The organism is Streptomyces sp. NPDC006487, assembly GCF_042870555.1.
Taxonomy (GTDB): domain Bacteria; phylum Actinomycetota; class Actinomycetes; order Streptomycetales; family Streptomycetaceae; genus Streptomyces.
On record NZ_JBIAHN010000020.1, the window covers coordinates 120515 to 137558 of the forward strand.

The window sequence follows — 17044 nt, forward strand, 5'->3', positions numbered from 1 at the left end:
AGTGACAGGATGGACCCCATGAGCAACGTATTCTTCGACATCAACATCGACGGCAAGCCCGCCGGTCGCATCGTCTTCAACCTCTTCGACGAGGTCGTCCCGCAGACCGCCCGGAACTTCCGCGAGCTGTGCACGGGCCAGAACGGCTTCGGCTACGCCGGCTCCGGCTTCCACCGCGTCATCCCCCAGTTCATGCTGCAGGGCGGTGACTTCACCAACCACAACGGCACGGGTGGCAAGAGCATCTACGGCGAGAAGTTCGCCGACGAGAACTTCACCCTGAAGCACGACCGTCCGTACCTGCTGTCGATGGCGAACGCCGGCCGCAACACCAACGGCTCGCAGTTCTTCATCACCACCGTCGTCACCGGCTGGCTCGACGGCAAGCACGTCGTCTTCGGTGAGGTCACCGAGGGCAAGGAGATCGTCGACGCGATCGAGAAGCTCGGCTCCCCCTCGGGCTCCACCAAGGGCAAGATCGAGATCGCGGCGTCCGGCGTCGTCGAGGCCTGATCCCCACCCCGCCCGCAACGGCTGGCCGGCCCCGCCCCCTCAGGGGGTCGGGGCCGCCGTCATGTCAGGGGGGCGGGAGCGGCGGCACGGCCTGACCGGCAGCCATGAGCAGCCGGGAGCGCAGCACGATCGCGACCAGCGCGAGCACGGCGGCGAAGAGGAACGGCAGCAGCAGCGAGCCCAGCAGGGCGGCCCTGTCATCGGTGATCCCGGCGGAGGAGAAGAGCTCCTCGATGCGGTAGTCGCGTCCGTGACGGCCGTCGTACCAGGCACGGAAGGGGCTCCAGACGGCGGCCGTCGCTCCGATCAGACCCAAGATCGAGCCGAGTACGTTGCGGATCATGCCCGGCCCTCCGGGGGAGTGGGTCTGGATCTCGATCCCGACGCTACGCCCGCCCCCGGAGACCCGCATGCGGAGGCTAGGAAGGCAGAGCCGGGGGGAACACCCGCAGCACCGGTGCCCCGGCCAGCAGGGCCGCCGTGCGGGAGAGGGCCTCCGTCAGGTGCGGGGAGGCCAGGTGTGCCTCCCAGGACGCGGCGTCCGCCCACTCCTCCAGGACGACCCAGGCACCCGGAGCGGTGGGGTCCTCGTACGCGCGGTAGGAGACGTTGCCCGCCTCGGCCCGGGTCGGCGCGACCAGGGACAGGGCCTGTGCGCGGACCTCCGCCTCCAGACCGGGACGTGCCTGGAGGCGGGCGATGGCCGTGATGACGCCGGGACCGGCGGGGTCCGTGGCGCCGGTGGTGCCGGTGGCGCCGGCCGTGGTGGCCGTGGTGTCGTCGGTCATGGTGTGTCCCCCCGGGGAGTGGCCCGGTCGTGGTCCGGGCGCTTGGCGGCCACCGTACCCCCGCGTGTCGTGGCGCCTGGTAGCGTGCCGCCCGTTGTTCGAGGGGGAGGAATTCGGTCATGGTGGTCACGGGGCGACGGGTCAGGCTCACGGCGGTACTGGTGGGCGTGGTGCTCGCGTTGACGGGGTTCTCGTCGACGGGCGGCAGCGGAAAGAGCAAGAGCAAGAGCAGCGGGGGCGGGTGCTCCAGCTCCAAGAGCAAGTCGAAGACGAAGACGAAGAGTTACGGCAGCACCGGCGGCAGCGGCAGCGGCAGCGGCTCCTCGGCCACGGCCACGCCCACCCCGTCCCGGCCGCTCGCGCACGCAGAGGTCGTCACCTGCGCCGGCCCGTCCGTCGCGAAGGCCACCGTCAAGATCACCTCCGACGCGACGGCCGGGTACACCTTCCGCGTCCCGCTGGTCTTCGAAGGGGCGTCCGGCCGGGTCGACTCCGGCTCCGTGGACCTCGCCCTCAAGGCGGGCGAGAGCCGTACCGTCGACCTGCCGATGACGAGCGCGGCCAGGGCGGGCGAGGTCCAGCGCTGCACGGTGGGCACGATCCAGACCCTCTCCACCGCGTCCTCCTCCCCGACCTCGGCCTCCACCTCCGGCACCACGGGATCCGTCACCGGCGGCAGCACGGGCGGCAAGACCACGAGCAAGCCGAAGCCCAGGTCGACGAGGAAGACCCGCTAGCGGCGGGCGGCCGGCGAGGCCACCGGGGCCCGTGGGGCCTGCGGGGCCTGCGGGGGCCCGTGAAAGCGGCCCCCGCCCGGCCTCCCCTGACCTCAGCGGATCCGGGGCTCCGGTCCCGCCCCGCGCCGGCCGGCGAACAGCTCCGCCTGCCGTTCGGGCGGCAGGTTCCCCAGTGCCACCAGCCCCGGAGCCTGCGCCAGTGCCTGCTGGAGGGTGGCCTGCTTCGCCGCCCACAGGGACCGTACGGTGCCCTGCACGGCCTCCGTCGGGAAGCCGGCCAGCGTCTCGGCCGCCCGCAGGGCCGCCGGGAGGAGCTCCTCGGGCTCCGCGAGCTCCGAGACCAGGCCGATCTCGTACGCCCGCCGCGCGGAGAGCCGTTCCGCCGTGCCCATCAGGGACATCCGGGCGGCCTCGCCGAAGGGCATGCGCTGCGCCATGTAGATCGCCTCGTAGGCGCTGACCATCCCGTAGCTGGTGTGCGGGTCGAAGTAGGTCGCGGAAGCGGAGGAGACGATGAACTCCGACTCGCCCAGCAGGTAGAACGCTCCGCCGCAGGCCATGCCGTTGACGGCGGCGACCACCGGCTTCCACAGGTCGTTCGCCTTGGGCCCGATGGCGACGAGCGGGTCGTCCACCGAGTACGGCGAAGAGGGCTGCGGCACCTCCGCGCCCCGGTCGATGCCCGTACAGAAGGCCGCCTGCCCGGCGCCCGTCAGCACGATCGCCCGTACCTCGTCCTCGTAGCGCAACTCCCGCCACACCCGCGCCAGTTCCGCCGCAGTGGCCAGGTCGATCGCGTTGTGCTTGCGCTCCCGGTCCAGGGTGACGACCGCGACCCCGGTGGTCTTGTCCCGATCCACCCGCAGTCCGGGGGCCGGGTCGGCCGTCGCCGTCACGACTTCTCCAGCACCCAGCGCGGCACCGCCATCCCGCCCGTCTCGGTGAAGACCACCTGGACGCGTGCGCCGATGCGCAGCCGTGCCGGGTCCATCGAGTCCAGCGGGGCGCCGGGGGAGGTGACGAGGTTTCCGACGAGGCGGATCTGCGGGGCGTCGGCCAGTTCCACGAGGATCACGTTGTACGGGGCCTGCGCGGCGTACGCGGGCAGCAGCGGCGGGTGCGGCCGTACGTACGACCAGATCCGGCCGCGGCCGCTCATCAGGCGCCATTCGGAGTCGAAGGACCGGCAGTGCGGGCAGCAGGGGCGGGGCGGGAAGCGCAGTTTCCCGCAGGCGGGGGCCGCACAGGCCTGGACGCGGAGTTCGCCCTGGGCGGCGTACTCCCAGAAGGGGGCGCCGTCCCCGTCGGGGACGGGGAGGAGGAGCTCCTCCGGCGTGGTCGCCGGGGCCGCGGGTGGCGCGGGCGTCGTGGTGGGCTGCATCGTCATGGACTCGTCGGCTCCTCAGGCTCGCAGCAGGATGGCGGACGTCGGGACACCCTCGCCCGCGGTCACCAGGCAGGTCGCGGCGTCGGGCACCTGGGCGGTGGAGATGCCGCGAAGCTGCTTGACGCCCTCGTTGATCAGGTTGAAGCCGTGCACGTAGGCCTCGCTGAGGCCGCCGCCGCCGGTGTTGATGGGGAGCCGGCCGCCGATCTCCAGGGCGCCGCCCTCGGTGAAGGAGGCGCCTTCGCCGCGCCCGCAGAAGCCGTAGCCCTCCAGGGAGAGCGGGATCAGGGGGGTGAAGGCGTCGTAGATCTGGGCGACGTCCACGTCCTGGGGGCCGAAGTCGGCCTGCTTCCACAAGTGTCGGGCGGCGGTCCAGGCCGGGCCGGACAGCGGGTCGTCGTTCCAGTAGTTGACCATGCCGTGGTGCTGGGAGGGCAGGCCCTGGGCGACGGAATGGACGTAGACGGGCTTCTGCCGGCAGTCGCGGGCGCGCTCGGCGCTCACGATGACGCAGGCCAGCGCGCCGTCGGTCTCCAGGCAGTTGTCGAAGAGGCAGAGCGGGTCGCTGATCATGCGGGCGGTCATGTACATCTCGCGGGTCAGCGGGCGTTCGTACATCATCGCGGCCGGGTTCTCGTTGGCCCGGTTGCGGCAGGCCATCGCGACGTTGAAGAGGTGGTCGCGGGTGGCGCCGTACTCGTGCATGTAGCGGCGGGCCAGCATGCCGATCTCGTCGGCGGGGCGCAGCAGGCCGAAGGGGCGGGTCCACTGGCCGGGGGTGGGGAGCTGGACGGCCGTGTTCTTCCACGGCCGCGGCCCGGAGCCGCGCTTGCGCGAACGCCAGGCCACGCCGACGCTCGCCTGGCCGGTGGCGACGGCGGCGGCCAGATGGCCGACGGTGGCGCAGGAGCCGCCGCCGCCGTAGCCGATCTTGGAGAAGAAGGTGACGTCGCCGGCGCCGATGGCCTTGGCGACCTCGACCTCGTCGGTCTCCTCCATGGTGTACGAGGAGAACGCGTCGACCTCGGACGGGTCTATGCCCGCGTCGTCGAGCGCCGCGAGAATGGCCCGGCAGGCCAGTTCCTTTTCGGACTGCGGCAGTTGTTTGGCAAAGGCGGTCTGCCCGATGCCGACTATCGCCGTAGCGTCCTTGAGCGTTGCCGCCATCGCCACCTCCGGGGTGCACCAGTACTGACAGCCGCGAAGGCTACAGCTAATCTGACGGATAGTCAGCTACTGGTGTCGTAGTGAGGGGCGGACGATGACCGAGGACACACGCGGGGTCGCTGGCGCGACGGAGAACGGACCGGTCCCCGGGCCCCGGCCCGGACCGACCCGGCCCGGCGGCGGGGTCGTCGGCGCCGAGGCCGCCGGCGGCGAGGCCGCACGGCGCGGGGATCTGGCGTGGGTCAGCATCGGGGGCCTCGTCCGGGACGCCGCCGCGCGGTACGCCGACCGCGAGGCCGTCGTCGACGGGCGGGTCCGGATCGACTACGCGCAGCTCGGCGAGCGCGTCGAACGGGCCGCCGCCGCCTGCATGGCAGCCGGGGTGGAACCGGGGGACCGGGTCGCCGTCTGGGCGCCCAACACCCTCGAATGGATCGTCTCGGCCCTCGGCGCCGTCTCCGCCGGAGCCGTCCTCGTTCCCCTCAACACCCGTTTCAAGGGCTCCGAAGCCGCCTACGTCCTCCAGCGCAGCCGCGCCCGGCTCCTCTTCGTCACCGGCACCTTCCTCGGCACCTCCTACGTCGCCTCCCTGCGCCGCGCCGCCGCCGAGGGCGAGGGCTCCGGGCCGCTGCCGGGCCTGCCGCACCTGGAGCAGGTCGTCGTCCTGTCGGACGACGCCCCGGACTCCTTCCGCACCTGGAAGGAGTTCCTGACCGGCGGGGACTCCGTATCCGCCGAGGCCGTCCGCGCCCGTACGGACGCGATCCCCGCCACCGCCCCCTCGGACATCATCTTCACCTCGGGCACCACCGGCAGCCCCAAGGGCGCCGTGATCTCCCACGCCCAGTCCCTGCGCTGCTACGAGGTCTGGAGCGAGCTCGCCGGACTGCGCGAGGGTGACCGCTACCTGATCGTGAACCCCTTCTTCCACACCTTCGGCTACAAGGCCGGGGTCATCGCCTGTCTGATGCGCGGGGCCACGATGGTCCCCCAGCCCGTCTTCAACGTGGACACCGTCCTCGCCAACATCGCCGCCGAGCGGATCTCCGTACTCCCCGGCCCGCCCACCCTCCACCAGTCCCTCCTCGACCACCCCCAGCGCGACCACCACGACCTCTCCGCCCTGCGCCTGGTCGTCACCGGCGCGGCCGTGGTCCCGCTCCAGCTCGTGGAACGGCTCCGCGGCGAGCTGCACATCGGCACGGTCCTCACCGCGTACGGGCTCTCCGAGGCCAGCGGCATCGTCACCATGTGCCGCCGCGGCGACGAGGCGGAGATCATCGCGTCGACCTCGGGCCGGGCCATCCCCGGTACGGAGGTCAGGATCGTGGACCCGGACGGCGCGGCCCGGCCCACGGGCCGGGCCGGCGAAGTGTGGGTGCGGGGCCACAACGTCATGCGCGGCTACTTCGAGGACCCGGCCGAAACCGCCGAGGCCATCACGCCCGAGGGCTGGCTCCGCACCGGGGACGTCGGCGTGCTCGACGCCGCCGGGAACCTGCGCATCACCGACCGGATCAAGGACATGTTCATCGTCGGCGGGTTCAACGCCTACCCGGCCGAGATCGAGCAACTGCTCGGCCTGCACCCGGACATCGCCGATGTCGCCGTGGTCGGCATCCCCGACCCGCGGCTGGGCGAGGTCGGCAAGGCGTACGCGGTCCGCCGCCCCGGAGCGGTCCTCACGTCGGACGACCTGATCGCCTGGTCCCGCCGGGAGATGGCCAACTACAAGGTGCCGCGCGAGGTGGAGTTCGTCTCCGAACTCCCGCGCAACGCGAGCGGAAAGGTCCTCAAACGCGAACTCCGCACCCGCTGAGGGCGACGGCGGGGCCCGGGTCAGATCGTCTCCTCGGCACGGGTGGCGATCCGGCCCGCTGCTTCGCGCTTCGACAGGCGGGCGTGCTCCCGGTCGGCCCAGCGGCGGACCCGGTCGGGGTCCAGGGGGGCGCCGTGGCCCACGTGGAGCCTGGTCGGGTCGAGGGCGAGCATTCCGCGGAGGCTGGTGAGGTTGCGCCGCGGGTCGTCGTGGAAGGGGGGATTGGCCGGCTTGCCCGGGATGAGACCCATGAAGGAGTTCGCCACCAGGTCACCGGCGACGAGGTCTCCGTCGTCGGTGAGGACGGAGACCGACCCGGCGGTGTGTCCCGGGGTGGGCATGATGCGGGCGGAGACCCCGAAGTCCTCGAGGGGGGTCCGACCGCGGATCAGGATGTCGGGGTCGAGGGGTTCGGCCTGGGCGTGCAGGTCTTTGCTCCGGTCCATGACGCGGCCCATCGGACCGGTGGGCAGGTACGGTTCGCGGACCCGGCCGCTGCGGTACGGCCCGAGGTCGGCGATGTGGCCGGCGACGGGCGCGCCCGTGAGCCGGTGCAGTTCGGCGGCGGAGCCGAAGTGGTCGATGTGGCCGTGGGTGATGACGATCAGGGAGACCTCGCGGGGGTCCACTCCGTGCTCGGTGACCCGGTCGTAGATCTTCCGGCCGCTGCCGGGCGTCCCGGCGTCGACGATCACGGGCCGTCGGCCCAGGAGCAGGTAGGCGTTGATGGCCGTTCGTCCCATGACGGGGATGGGGATGACCTTCGTACGGGACATGGCGTCCTCCATGAGGTGGCAGGCGGCAGGCGGCAGGCAGCGGGCGACAGGTGACTGCGGGCATGCCGGGGATCCGCCGGGCCGCCGGCGGATGGTGCGGGGCGGATATGGGGGTGGGGACGGAACGCGGGGGTGTGCCGGGGCTACCGGAACCGGCGCCGGTATTCGGCGGGAGTGGTCCCCAGCCGGCGCTGGAAGGAGCGGTGCAAGGTCTCCACCGAGCCGAGGCCGCTGGCCGCGGCGACCTCCGGCAGGCTGCCGTCGCTCTCCTCCAGCAGCCGCCGGGCGGCTTCCAGGCGGGCGGATTCCACATAGGCGGCGGGCGTACCGTTCGTACGCAGCCGGAACAGCCGGGAGAAGTGCCGCACGCTCAGGTGCAGCCGTGCGGCCAGGGCCTCCGCGGTGAGGTCCTCGGTGAGGTGGTCGGCGATCCACAGGCGCAGGTCGTCGATCCGGTCCCCCGAAGTGACCGGGGCGGACAGCGGAACGCTGAACTGGCTCTGCCCGCCCGAGCGTTTGACGTACATGACCATCATGCGTGCGGTGGCCAGGGCGAGGGCCTGGCCGTGGTCCTCGGCGACCATCGCCAGCGCCATGTCCAGCCCCGAAGTGACACCGGCGCAGGTCCACACGCTCCCGGACCGGATGAAGATCGGGTCCGGATCCACGGCCACCCGGGGATGGTCGGCGGCCAGCCGTGCGGCGGTGAGCCAGTGGGTCGTGGCGGACAGCCCGTCGAGCAGGCCCGCCGCGGCCAGCAGGTGCGCACCCGCGCAGATCGACCCGGTCCTGCGCGCCGGCGGGGCCGCTTCGCGCAGCCAGGCGGTGACCTCGCCGTCGATCACCGGTTCCACCCCGTCGCCCACCAGCTCGACCGCACCGGCCACGAGCAGGGTGTCGACCCGGCCGTGCACCTCGTCGAGGGACAGGTCCGCCAGCAGCCGGACGCCGCTGGAGGTGGTCACCGGTCCACCGTCGGCCGTGGCGATCCGGACGAGATAGCCGGGGCGGGTGACGCCGGCGACGCGTGTGGCGACCGAGAACACCTCGGCCGGTCCGGTGACGTCCATCAGTTCGGTACCGGCGAAGGCCACGATGACGACTCTGTGCGGTACGGGCGGTACGGGCGGTACGGGCATGCGCCGATCATTTCCCCCCGCATCGATGGCCGCAATGACGAGCTTCTGTCAGATCCGGCCACGCCGTGAGGCCGCGGAGATCCCGCCCGGCGGCTCCCGTCCCGGGCTGCTCCGATCGGTCGGATCTTCCGGTGGGTCGCGCAGGGGCGCCGGGGGCGGCCGCGGAGCCGCGGCTATGAATGCGTGGTCTGACCATCCATGGGCATCGACCTCAGGAGTCACACGATGCGTTCCCTCAGAGCAGCCTGTCTCGGCACGGCCACGGCACTGGTCGCCCTTCTCTGCGCCCCCGTCGCGTCGGCCGTCGCGGCGGACACCGGTTCCGACCACGACAAGGGCAAGGACCGGGTCATCACCCTCACCGGAAAGCTCGCGGAGCAGTCGCGCTTCCCCGTCAACCCCGGCGGCCCGGCCGCCCAGGGCGACCGGACCGTCTTCCGCTCGCTCCTCTTCGACAAGGACGGCAATCAGGTCGGTGAGACCGGCGGTACCTGCACGACCACCCGGGTCTCCGACGGCGGCGCGGAGGCGTGCGTCGTGACCTACACCCTCCCGGGCGGTCAGATCGCCGCACAGGGGATGGTCTTCGGCCACCTCGTCCCGGGGCCTCCCCCTTCGTTCGACAACGCGATCACCGGCGGCACCGGGAAGTACGACCGCGCTCGCGGCTCGATCCACGCCGACACGGTCGCGCCGGGCGAGCGGCGCTTCACGATCGACCTCCAGCGCTGACCGAACCCGCTCGGGCCCGGCAAGACGCCCGCGAGGACCTGGACCTGCCGGGGCTGCCACAGCCTTTGCAGGTCCCGCGCCTGATGGCCAAACCCTCGGGATATCGCCGCCCCCGGCTTCGGGTGCTTGCTACCGTCCCCGCGTGATGGCTTGCACGGAATGCGATTTCGAATACAGGCTCGACCTGGCTCCGACGATGCCGACCCTCATCAGGAGCACCGCGGAGGCGTACGCGCAGGTGCTGCGCGGGGACGCGTCGGCCCTTCGGCGACGTCCGGCCGACGATGTGTGGGCGCCTCTCGAGTACGCCTGCCACGTGCGCGACGTACTGCTCGTCCAACGGGAACGCCTTCTGGCCGCCCGCCGCTGCGACACCCCGGTCGCCGAGCCCATGGGGCGCGACGAGCGCGTCGATCACGACGGCTACGCCGACCAGAATCCCGACGACGTCTCCCGCCAACTCAAGGACGCCGCCTCACTGTTCGCCCATGCGCTGGACCGGCTGTCGCCCTCCGACTGGGAGCGCACGCTGATCTACACCTACCCCGAACCCGCGGAGCGCTCACTGCGCTGGCTCGCACTGCACACGGTGCACGAGCTGCACCACCACCTGGCCGACATCCTCGACCAGCCGAAATAGCCGCCGCCCACTGAGGCACCCCGCTCCCCATCAGCGCACGACAGGCCCGCGGCCGGCCCGCCAGTCGTCGAAGCGGTCAGCCCGTGCGGCGCGCGGGGTCAGTGCTGGAGCTGGCCGGGCTGGTAGTCGCCGGCCGGGGTCTGGACGATGACGTTGCCGCGGTTGAAGGCGTTGATGAGCGCGATCTGCGTGACCAGGGCGGCGAGTTGCTCGTCGTCGAAGTACTTGGTGGCGTTCGCCCAGACCTCGTCGCTGACCCCGCCGGCCGCGTCGGCGATGCGGGTGGCCTCCTCGGTCAGGAGCAGGGCCGCGCGCTCCGCGTCGGTGTACACGGTGGCCTCGCGCCAGGCGGCGACCAGGTTGAGGCGTACCGCGCTCTCGCCGGCGGCCGCCGCGTCCTTGGTGTGCATGTCGATGCATCCGGCGCAGCCGTTGATCTGGCTGGCGCGGAGCATCACCAGTTCGCGGGTGGCGGCGGGCAGGGTCGACTCCCCGAGCGCCTTGCTCGCGGCGATGATGTGCTTCCACGCCTTGACGGCGACCGGGTCGGCGAAGAGGTTCAGGCGAGCGGTCATGGCGTATTCCTTTGCTGGCGGCCGTTGTTCGTGGCGTGTACGGGTATGTGGTCTTCGTTGTTCTCCCTCTAAGACACGGCACCTCCGCATGCTGTGACAGAGGGTGGATGTGACCTGGGTCACGGATGGTTTTCATGATCGATAAGGCCGGAGTCCTCGGATAGCCTGCGGGGCGGCGCGCAGTGAATCGGGGGAGGGTTCTCGTGCACGAATCAACGGGTGTGACGGATGTGGCGGACGCGGTGGCGTACCGGCCGCTGCTGTTCTCCATCGCCTACGGGATGACCGGGTCGGTGGGTGACGCGGAGGACATCGTCCAGGACGCGTACCTCGGACTCACCAGAGCCCATCGGGCCGGGACCGAGATCGCCGCCCCGAAGGCGTACCTGGCCACCTCGGTGACGCGGCTCGGGATCAACCACCTGGGTTCGGCGCGAGTGCGGCGGGAGACGTACGTCGGGGAGTGGCTGCCCGAGCCCGTCGTCGTGTCGGAAGACCGGCCGGGGCCGGCCGAGCACGCCGAGCTGGCCGACTCCCTGTCGATGGCCTTCCTCGTCCTGCTGGAGGCCCTGTCCCCGGTGGAGCGCGCGGTGTTCATGCTGCGCGAGGTGTTCGGGTACGCGTACCCGGAGGTGGCCCGCGCCACCGGCAAGTCCGAGGCGAACTGCCGGCAGATCTTCGCCCGGGCCCGGAAGCGCATCGCCGCCGGTGCGAAGGCGGCCGACGGCCCGCCTCCCCCGGCCCGGCGGGCGGAGGGCGAGGAGCTCGCCCGTACGTTCTTCGAGGCCGCCGCGGGCGGCGAGATGGACGCCCTGCTCGACCTGCTCGCGCCCGACGTCGTCTACCGCGGGGACGGCGGCGGCAAGGTGCGGGCGGTCTCGAAGTCGGTGACCGACCCGCATCGCGTGGGACGGCTGCTCATCGGCGGACTGCGCCGGCTCCGCTCGCTCGGCGCCTCGCTGCGGCCGGCCGTGGTCAACGGCCGGCCGGGAGCCCTGATCGTCGACGCCGAGGGGCGGGTGGCCAGCGTGGTCGAGCTGGACATCCTCGACGGCGTGGTGCGGGCGGTCCACGCCGTGTGGAACCCCGACAAGCTCGGCCACCTCGGGCCGGTCTCCGGCATCGGCCGCCTGCCCGAGAAGTAGGAGCGGAGGGCTCGGGGCTCAGCCCGCCTTGCGCGCCAGCACCAGCCGCCAGCTCGGCGTCCCGTCCGGCCTGCGGCCGAAGTGGTCCAGGGGGAGCGTCTCCACGGTGAAGCCGGCCGCGCGCAGGTCGGTGCGTACGCCGCCCAGCGGGAAGGTGCGGTAGTACATGACGAACGGCGGCCGCCAGACGGCATTGCGCACCCGCATCACCGCGTCGAAGCCGGTCAGGGCCCACCACGCCGGGCGGCTCGGCGGGATCGGGGCGCCGATCGGGAAGGCGAACACGCCGCCGGGGCGCAGGGCCGCGTGCACCCCGGAGAAGACGGCGGGACGCTCGGCCGGGAGGAAGTGGCCGAAGGCGCCGAAGCTGACCGCCAGGTCGTACGAGTCCCCGAGCGCGGCGGGCAGGGCCCGCGCGTCGGCCCGCAGGAGGTCCACCCGCTCCTCGGGATGGGCCAGCCCGGCCTCGGCGAGCATGCCCGAGCTCAGGTCCACTCCGGTCACCCGCCCCCGGCACAGCCGCCGCAGCATGCCGAGGCCGGCGCCCGTACCGCAGCACACGTCGAGTCCGGTGTCGAAGGGGCCCTCGTGGCGGGCGAGCGTCTCCTCGACCGCGTCGAGCATGCGGTCGGGGGTGCGGAAGGGGGTCTGGTCGAACTTCGGGGCCAGCAGGTCGTAGCCCCGCTCGATGGAGGACAGGGCCTGTTCGGCCAGTTCGCGGAGGGTCGGGCCCTGGGAGGTGAACACACGGTCAGCCTATTGACCGAGAGGGCGGGCGGGTGGCATTTCAGGCCCTTCGGCCCCGGGCAAAACGGGCATCCGGTGACGTAGGGTGAATCGATACGTTTTGCCAATCCTTGGGGATTCCGTGGGCAGTGCCCTACGAAGTGAGGTGCCGGGTCGGAGCGTGCGGCAAGGCGCCGGCCGGAGCTCCGCGACCACCGGCAGCAGCGCCCTCGAGAAGACCCTGCGGGTCACGGAGGCGCTGACCGCGTTCGGCGGGCCGCACCGGCTCGCGGAGCTGTCGGCCGCCGCCGGGGTCCCCAAGTCCAGCACCTACCGGATCCTGGTCTCCCTCGTCGAGCAGGGCTACGCCGTCACCGACGGCGAGGGCAGCTACGGGGTGGGCCTGCGGCTGCGCACCCTGGCCGCCGAGATCTCCACGGACCGGCCCGAGGGGATCGTCGAGCTGCTCGAGTTCCTCCGGAAGTGCACCGGACAGGCCGTCCACCTGGCACTGCGCAGCGGCAACGCGCTCACGTACATCCGCAAGATCGAGGGCGCCGGGTCCTGCCGGACCACCTCCCGCGTCGGTGCGCGCATCCCCCTGCACGCCACCGCGATCGGCAAGGCCGTCCTCGCGCACCTGCCGCCCGAGGAGGCCGAGGGCATCCTGCGGGCCACCGGGATGCCCGCCCTGACCCGGTGGACCCTCACCGGCCGGGAGGGCCTCGCGGCCGACCTCCGGACGGTCCGGGAGCGCGGCTACGCCGTCGACGACGAGGAGTACGAGCCCTCGGTCCGCTGCCTGGGAGTGCCGGTCTTCGACCGCGACGGGGTGCCGGTGGGCGGCGTGAGCCTGACCGCCGCCACGTCCCTGATCACGCGGGCGGAGCTGGAGCGGTTCTCGCCGGCCCTGCGGGAGGCGGCGCGGGGCGTGCAGCGGCTACTCCGGCTCGGCGGCTGATCCCTGCCCCTGCCTTCGCCCCCCCCCGCACACACATGCACGCGCACGTACGGCGGCCGCGGTGGTCCCCCTCCTGGCCACCGCGGCCGCCGTTCCCCCGTGCACCCCGCTGATCCCCCCGTGGCCAGCGGCCCCCCGTGGTACGTCCTGCGGTACGGCCCGGATCCCCCGATTCCCCCGTGTTCCCGGGCCGTACGCGTCTGCGAGGCCTACACCCCCACCTACAGGCCGCCACCGGCCGCGTGATTGTCCATCGTCACGATGTCCTCGCCCGCGGCGTGGTTGTCGAGCGGTTTGAGCGGCTTGATCGGCTCGCCCGCCGCGTGGTTGTCCATCGGTGTGATGTCGACATCCGAAGGCTGGGTGTCGAGCGGTGTGATGTTGCCGTCGGTCGGCAGGACGTTCTCGTTCGTCGTCATCGGATCTCCTGATGGTGGGTAGGACCCGTTCGGCAATTCCCCCGCGGATCGCCGAACGGGTGGTCCTGCAGTCAACTCCGGTGCCCCCCCGGCACGTCGAGTCGATGAACCCCATCCTGGCGGATGGTGATAAACGAACGATGAACGCCTCGTTCAGCGCCACGGGGCGGGGCGCGGGGCCGCAGCTCAGGCGGCGATCTCCGCCGCCAGCAGCGCCCGGACCTCGGCCAGTTCCGGCGACCCCAGCTGTGTGAACACCACCTCGGCGTCCCGCCAGCACACTCGGGCCCGGTCCCGCTGCCCCAGCTGGCGCAGCGCCCTGCCGAGCACGGTCAGCACCCTGGCGCGATTCCACTCGCCGCCGATCCCCCGCAGGGCGATGGCCTGTTCGGCGTGCGAGGCCGCCTGGGTGGGCCGGCGCGCCGCGAGGTGGACCATGGCGAGACGGAAGTGTGTCACGCCCTCCCACAAGGGCTGCCGGTTTTCGTGGAACAGCGCGAGCGCGTCGCTGAGCTGGGAGTGCGCCTCGGAGAGCCGCTCGGCTTTCGTGAGGGCGATGCCCAGCGCGTAGCGGCCGTTGGCCAGGCGCAGGGTGAGCCCCATGCGGTCGTAGATGGCGATGCCCTGCTGGGCGAGTTCGATGGCGCTGGCGAGCCGGCCCTGCTCCACGTGGATGCGGGAGAGGTTGCACAGGGCGCTGGCCTCGCCGACGTGGTTGGAGTCGGCACGGAAGTTCGCGATGGCTTCCAGCAGGTAGCGCTCGCCGTCGTCGTAGCGGCCCTCGTAGATGGCGATGATGCCGCGGTCGTTGGGCGCCCAGCAGCTGGGAAGCAGGTCCCCGGCGGCGCGGGCGAGCACCATGGCCCGGCTGGCCTCGGCATCGGCCTCGGCGAACCGGCCCGCGACCAGGTGGGTGTTGGTGAGGGTGGTGCGGGCACGCCCCTCGGCGTACGGGTCCTTCGCGGCCTCGGCGGCGTCGCGCAGCGCGGTCGCGGCCGACTCGTACTGCTTGGAGTTGGCGCCCGACTCGGCGAGGTCCTTGGCCGCCCACAGCAGGTCCACGGCCCGGCGCAGCACGTCCTCGCGCCCGGTCGTGCGGACGGAGGCCTGCCGTACGCACGCCAGCAGTGGGTCTGCCTCGGCGTACAGCCAGTCCTGGGCGGAATGCGGCTCGGTGAAGACCAGGCCGGGGTGGCGGGTGGCCGACAGATGGGCCACGAGCCGGTCGCCGGGCCGCTCCAGGCCGTACACCCCGGCGGCGGTGGCCAGGTAGAAGTCCAGCACCCGGTCGAGGGCGGCGTCGCGCGCGCTCGGCGGCTGCTCGTCGCGCTCCGCGCAGGCACGCGCGTAGAGGCGTACGAGGTCGTGGAAGCGGTAGCGGCCGGGCGCGGCCGATTCGAGGAGGGAGCAGTCCACTAAGGCTTCGAGCAGGTCCTCGGTGTCGTGCTCCGGCCGGTCGAGTACGGCCGCTGCGGCCGCGAGGGAGATGTCCGGCCCGTCGGGCAGCCCCAGCAGGCGGAACGCGCGCTGCTGCGCGGGCTCCAACTGCCCGTAGCCCAGCTCGAAGGTGGCCTTGACGGCGAGGTCGCCGGCCTGGAGCTCGTCCAGGCGGCGGCGCTCGTCGGCGAGCTTCGCGGCGAGCACGGAGACGGTCCAGGTGCGGCGCGCGGCCAGCCGGGAGGCGGCGATGCGGATGGCCAGCGGCAGGAACCCGCAGGCGCCGACCACGTCGAGGGCGGCCTGGCGCTCGGCGCCGACCCGCTCGGCCCCGACGATCCGGGTGAACAGCTGGAGCGCCTCGTCGGGGCTCATCACGTCGAGGTCGACGAGGTGAGCGCCGGCCAGGCCGGCCATCCGGACCCGGCTGGTGACGAGGGCGGCGCACCCCGCGGTGCCCGGCAGCAGCGGGCGGACCTGGGCCGCGTCGCGGGCGTTGTCGAGGAGGACCAGGACGCGGCGGCCGTCGAGGGTGGAGCGGTAGAGCGCGGCCCGTTCGGCGGGGGAGTCGGGGATGGAGGAGTCGGGGGTGCCGAGGGCGCGCAGGAAGGAGCCGAGGACGGCCTCGGGTTCGGCGGGGCGGGCCTCGGTGCCCTGGAGGTCGACGTAGAGCTGCCCGTCGGGGAAGTGCGGGCGGGCGGCGTGCGCGACGTGCACGGCGAGGGTGGTCTTGCCGACGCCGCCGATGCCGGCGAGGGCGGAGACCGCCATCACCTGGCCCTCGGCGCCCGCGAGGACCTGCCCCAGGTCCCGGACGAAGCTGGACCGGCCGGTGAAGTCGGAGACGGTGGCGGGCAATTGGGCGGGCCTCACGTGTACGGGCTCGGCGGCCGGCGCGGGATCTTCGGCGCGGGCCAGTTCGGAATCGGCCCGCAGGATGCGCCGTTGGAGCTCGGCGAGTTCGGGGCGCGGGTCGACGCCGAGTTCGTCGGCGAGGAGCCGGCGGGTGTCGGCGTACACGGCGAGGGCTTCGGCCTGGCGGCCGCTGCGGTACAGGGCGAGCATCAGCAGCTCGCGCAGCCGCTCCCGCAGCGGGTGGGCGGCGGTGAGCGCGGTGAGTTCGGAGACGGCCTCGGCGTGGTGCCCGAGATCCAGGTCCAGGTCGAGGCGGGTCTCCAGCAGCTGGAGGCGCCACTCGGCGAGCCTGGTGCGTTCGGTGTCGGCGTGCGGCCCGGGTACGCCGGCCAGCGGTTCGCCGTCCCATACGTCCAGGGCGCGGGCCAGCAGCGTACGGGCGAGCGCGCGGTCGCCCTTGCCTGCGGGGGCGCCGGGGGCACCCTTCGCGGCGCCGGCGCCGGCGCCGCCCCTGCCGCTGTCGCCCTTCGCCTGCCCGGCGCGGGCGGCCTCGGCGTCGGCGGCGAGGGCGCGCGCGATGCCCAGGTCGAGGGCCTCGGGGTGGGGCAGGCGGATCGCGTAGCCGCCGGACTCGCTGACGAGGAGCCCTGGTTCGAGGACCTTGCGCAGGCGGGAGGCGTACGTACGGATGGTCGCGAGGGCCTGCTGCGGCGGGTCCTCGCCCCAGATGGCGTCGATGAGCTCGGGCGCGGTCGCGGTGCGCCCCTCGCGGAGCAGGAGCACGGCGAGCAGCGCCCGCTGCTGCGGGGTACCGGAGCTCAGTGCCTCGCCGCCGCGCCAGGCCCGGATGGGCCCGAGCACGGAGAACCGGTTGCCTCCGGTGGCGTCGGCGGCGTCGACCGAGGCGTCGGCGGAGGGCGGCGGCGGGGTCCCGGTGTCGGTGGTCGTGGTGGTCGCGGCGGTGGCGGTGGCTTCGGTCCCGGGTTCCGCGGCGGACGCTGCTTCGACTCCGGTTCCCGCGGCGGCGGCAATGGCGGTGTCACCGGACTCGGGGTGGTTCCGCTGGTGCGGGATGGCCGGTGTGCCGTCCATCTGGTCTCCCCCCTGCCTTCCCTAGGTGTAAGGGCCAGTCTGCCCTGTGTTGCGCGTACACGTCAGTCCGTAACGGACCCAGTCCTTACGGATCCGGACCCCCGTCCCCGCGGATCCGGCATCCCGCCCCGCCCAA

Annotated in this window: 18 protein-coding genes; 7 read left to right on the forward strand and 11 right to left on the reverse strand. The window is 72.8% G+C overall.

Features of this window, described 5'->3' with window-relative positions:
* The first annotated feature begins 18 nt into the window (after positions 1 to 18).
* Complete coding sequence (locus ACFYM0_RS31680) at positions 19 to 513, forward strand: peptidylprolyl isomerase (RefSeq protein WP_388507299.1); 495 nt, start codon at positions 19 to 21, stop codon at positions 511 to 513.
* A 64-nt stretch (positions 514 to 577) separates the two neighbouring features.
* Here ACFYM0_RS31680 and ACFYM0_RS31685 read toward each other — a convergent pair whose 3' ends face one another.
* Entirely contained in the window at positions 578 to 856 is a 279-nt protein-coding gene (locus ACFYM0_RS31685; protein WP_388507301.1) for a hypothetical protein, read from the reverse strand.
* A gap of 76 nt (positions 857 to 932) precedes the next feature.
* A complete protein-coding gene (locus ACFYM0_RS31690) occupies positions 933 to 1301 on the reverse strand; it encodes a putative quinol monooxygenase (RefSeq protein ID WP_388507303.1) in 369 nt (122 codons plus the stop codon).
* Between the two features lie 119 nt (positions 1302 to 1420).
* Here ACFYM0_RS31690 and ACFYM0_RS31695 point away from each other — a divergent pair, with 119 nt between their 5' ends.
* Positions 1421 to 2038, forward strand: coding sequence for a hypothetical protein (locus ACFYM0_RS31695; RefSeq protein ID WP_388507305.1), 618 nt, complete (start codon positions 1421 to 1423; stop codon positions 2036 to 2038).
* Between the two features lie 92 nt (positions 2039 to 2130).
* On the opposite strand, the gene ACFYM0_RS31700 is transcribed toward ACFYM0_RS31695, so the two are convergent.
* The 3 genes from ACFYM0_RS31700 to ACFYM0_RS31710 are packed head-to-tail and all read right to left on the reverse strand — an operon-like array spanning position 2131 to position 4592.
* Positions 2131 to 2934 (reverse strand): enoyl-CoA hydratase/isomerase family protein, encoded by an 804-nt coding sequence (locus ACFYM0_RS31700; protein ID WP_388507307.1) that lies wholly within the window; start codon positions 2932 to 2934, stop codon positions 2131 to 2133.
* A complete protein-coding gene (locus tag ACFYM0_RS31705) occupies positions 2931 to 3419 on the reverse strand; it encodes a Zn-ribbon domain-containing OB-fold protein (RefSeq protein ID WP_388507413.1) in 489 nt (162 codons plus the stop codon). Before ACFYM0_RS31705 ends, ACFYM0_RS31700 begins: the two co-directional genes overlap by 4 nt.
* A gap of 21 nt (positions 3420 to 3440) precedes the next feature.
* Complete coding sequence (locus ACFYM0_RS31710; protein WP_243339290.1) at positions 3441 to 4592, reverse strand: lipid-transfer protein; 1152 nt, start codon at positions 4590 to 4592, stop codon at positions 3441 to 3443.
* A gap of 94 nt (positions 4593 to 4686) precedes the next feature.
* On the opposite strand from ACFYM0_RS31710, the gene ACFYM0_RS31715 reads away from it, so the two are divergent.
* On the forward strand, positions 4687 to 6411 hold the full coding sequence (locus ACFYM0_RS31715) for a FadD3 family acyl-CoA ligase (protein ID WP_388507310.1): 1725 nt from the start codon (positions 4687 to 4689) through the stop codon (positions 6409 to 6411).
* A 20-nt stretch (positions 6412 to 6431) separates the two neighbouring features.
* On the opposite strand, the gene ACFYM0_RS31720 is transcribed toward ACFYM0_RS31715, so the two are convergent.
* Both ACFYM0_RS31720 and ACFYM0_RS31725 read right to left on the reverse strand, forming a co-directional pair.
* On the reverse strand, positions 6432 to 7187 hold the full coding sequence (locus ACFYM0_RS31720; RefSeq protein ID WP_388507313.1) for an MBL fold metallo-hydrolase: 756 nt from the start codon (positions 7185 to 7187) through the stop codon (positions 6432 to 6434).
* 143 nt (positions 7188 to 7330) lie between these two features.
* Complete coding sequence (locus ACFYM0_RS31725; protein WP_388507315.1) at positions 7331 to 8326, reverse strand: GlxA family transcriptional regulator; 996 nt, start codon at positions 8324 to 8326, stop codon at positions 7331 to 7333.
* A 225-nt stretch (positions 8327 to 8551) separates the two neighbouring features.
* Here ACFYM0_RS31725 and ACFYM0_RS31730 point away from each other — a divergent pair, with 225 nt between their 5' ends.
* Positions 8552 to 9058, forward strand: a complete 507-nt coding sequence (locus ACFYM0_RS31730; protein ID WP_388507318.1) for a hypothetical protein — start codon at positions 8552 to 8554, stop codon at positions 9056 to 9058.
* A 145-nt stretch (positions 9059 to 9203) separates the two neighbouring features.
* Entirely contained in the window at positions 9204 to 9698 is a 495-nt protein-coding gene (locus tag ACFYM0_RS31735; RefSeq protein WP_388507415.1) for a DinB family protein, read from the forward strand.
* A 98-nt stretch (positions 9699 to 9796) separates the two neighbouring features.
* On the opposite strand, the gene ACFYM0_RS31740 is transcribed toward ACFYM0_RS31735, so the two are convergent.
* Entirely contained in the window at positions 9797 to 10273 is a 477-nt protein-coding gene (locus tag ACFYM0_RS31740) for a carboxymuconolactone decarboxylase family protein (RefSeq protein ID WP_388507320.1), read from the reverse strand.
* A gap of 203 nt (positions 10274 to 10476) precedes the next feature.
* Between ACFYM0_RS31740 and sigJ the strand changes: the two genes are divergently transcribed.
* Positions 10477 to 11418, forward strand: coding sequence for an RNA polymerase sigma factor SigJ (gene sigJ, locus ACFYM0_RS31745; protein WP_388507322.1), 942 nt, complete (start codon positions 10477 to 10479; stop codon positions 11416 to 11418).
* An 18-nt stretch (positions 11419 to 11436) separates the two neighbouring features.
* Here sigJ and ACFYM0_RS31750 read toward each other — a convergent pair whose 3' ends face one another.
* Positions 11437 to 12165, reverse strand: a complete 729-nt coding sequence (locus ACFYM0_RS31750) for a class I SAM-dependent methyltransferase (RefSeq protein ID WP_388507325.1) — start codon at positions 12163 to 12165, stop codon at positions 11437 to 11439.
* A gap of 160 nt (positions 12166 to 12325) precedes the next feature.
* Between ACFYM0_RS31750 and ACFYM0_RS31755 the strand changes: the two genes are divergently transcribed.
* On the forward strand, positions 12326 to 13105 hold the full coding sequence (locus ACFYM0_RS31755; protein WP_388507328.1) for an IclR family transcriptional regulator: 780 nt from the start codon (positions 12326 to 12328) through the stop codon (positions 13103 to 13105).
* 221 nt (positions 13106 to 13326) lie between these two features.
* On the opposite strand, the gene ACFYM0_RS31760 is transcribed toward ACFYM0_RS31755, so the two are convergent.
* On the reverse strand, positions 13327 to 13524 hold the full coding sequence (locus ACFYM0_RS31760; RefSeq protein WP_327253338.1) for a hypothetical protein: 198 nt from the start codon (positions 13522 to 13524) through the stop codon (positions 13327 to 13329).
* Between the two features lie 186 nt (positions 13525 to 13710).
* Complete coding sequence (locus ACFYM0_RS31765) at positions 13711 to 16908, reverse strand: BTAD domain-containing putative transcriptional regulator (RefSeq protein WP_388507331.1); 3198 nt, start codon at positions 16906 to 16908, stop codon at positions 13711 to 13713.
* Positions 16909 to 17044 lie beyond the last annotated feature (136 nt).

Bases quoted from the DNA above. Each gene is read 5' to 3' on its own strand.
- ACFYM0_RS31680 (WP_388507299.1), top strand. From the start codon at position 19: ATGAGCAACGTATTCTTCGACATCAACATCGACGGCAAGCCCGCCGGT.
- ACFYM0_RS31685 (WP_388507301.1), bottom strand. From the start codon at position 856: ATGATCCGCAACGTACTCGGCTCGATCTTGGGTCTGATCGGAGCGACG.
- ACFYM0_RS31690 (WP_388507303.1), bottom strand. From the start codon at position 1,301: ATGACCGACGACACCACGGCCACCACGGCCGGCGCCACCGGCACCACC.
- ACFYM0_RS31695 (WP_388507305.1), top strand. From the start codon at position 1,421: ATGGTGGTCACGGGGCGACGGGTCAGGCTCACGGCGGTACTGGTGGGC.
- ACFYM0_RS31705 (WP_388507413.1), bottom strand. From the start codon at position 3,419: ATGCAGCCCACCACGACGCCCGCGCCACCCGCGGCCCCGGCGACCACG.
- ACFYM0_RS31710 (WP_243339290.1), bottom strand. From the start codon at position 4,592: ATGGCGGCAACGCTCAAGGACGCTACGGCGATAGTCGGCATCGGGCAG.
- ACFYM0_RS31715 (WP_388507310.1), top strand. From the start codon at position 4,687: ATGACCGAGGACACACGCGGGGTCGCTGGCGCGACGGAGAACGGACCG.
- ACFYM0_RS31720 (WP_388507313.1), bottom strand. From the start codon at position 7,187: ATGTCCCGTACGAAGGTCATCCCCATCCCCGTCATGGGACGAACGGCC.
- ACFYM0_RS31725 (WP_388507315.1), bottom strand. From the start codon at position 8,326: ATGCCCGTACCGCCCGTACCGCCCGTACCGCACAGAGTCGTCATCGTG.
- ACFYM0_RS31730 (WP_388507318.1), top strand. From the start codon at position 8,552: ATGCGTTCCCTCAGAGCAGCCTGTCTCGGCACGGCCACGGCACTGGTC.
- ACFYM0_RS31735 (WP_388507415.1), top strand. From the start codon at position 9,204: ATGGCTTGCACGGAATGCGATTTCGAATACAGGCTCGACCTGGCTCCG.
- ACFYM0_RS31740 (WP_388507320.1), bottom strand. From the start codon at position 10,273: ATGACCGCTCGCCTGAACCTCTTCGCCGACCCGGTCGCCGTCAAGGCG.
- ACFYM0_RS31760 (WP_327253338.1), bottom strand. From the start codon at position 13,524: ATGACGACGAACGAGAACGTCCTGCCGACCGACGGCAACATCACACCG.
- ACFYM0_RS31765 (WP_388507331.1), bottom strand. From the start codon at position 16,908: ATGGACGGCACACCGGCCATCCCGCACCAGCGGAACCACCCCGAGTCC.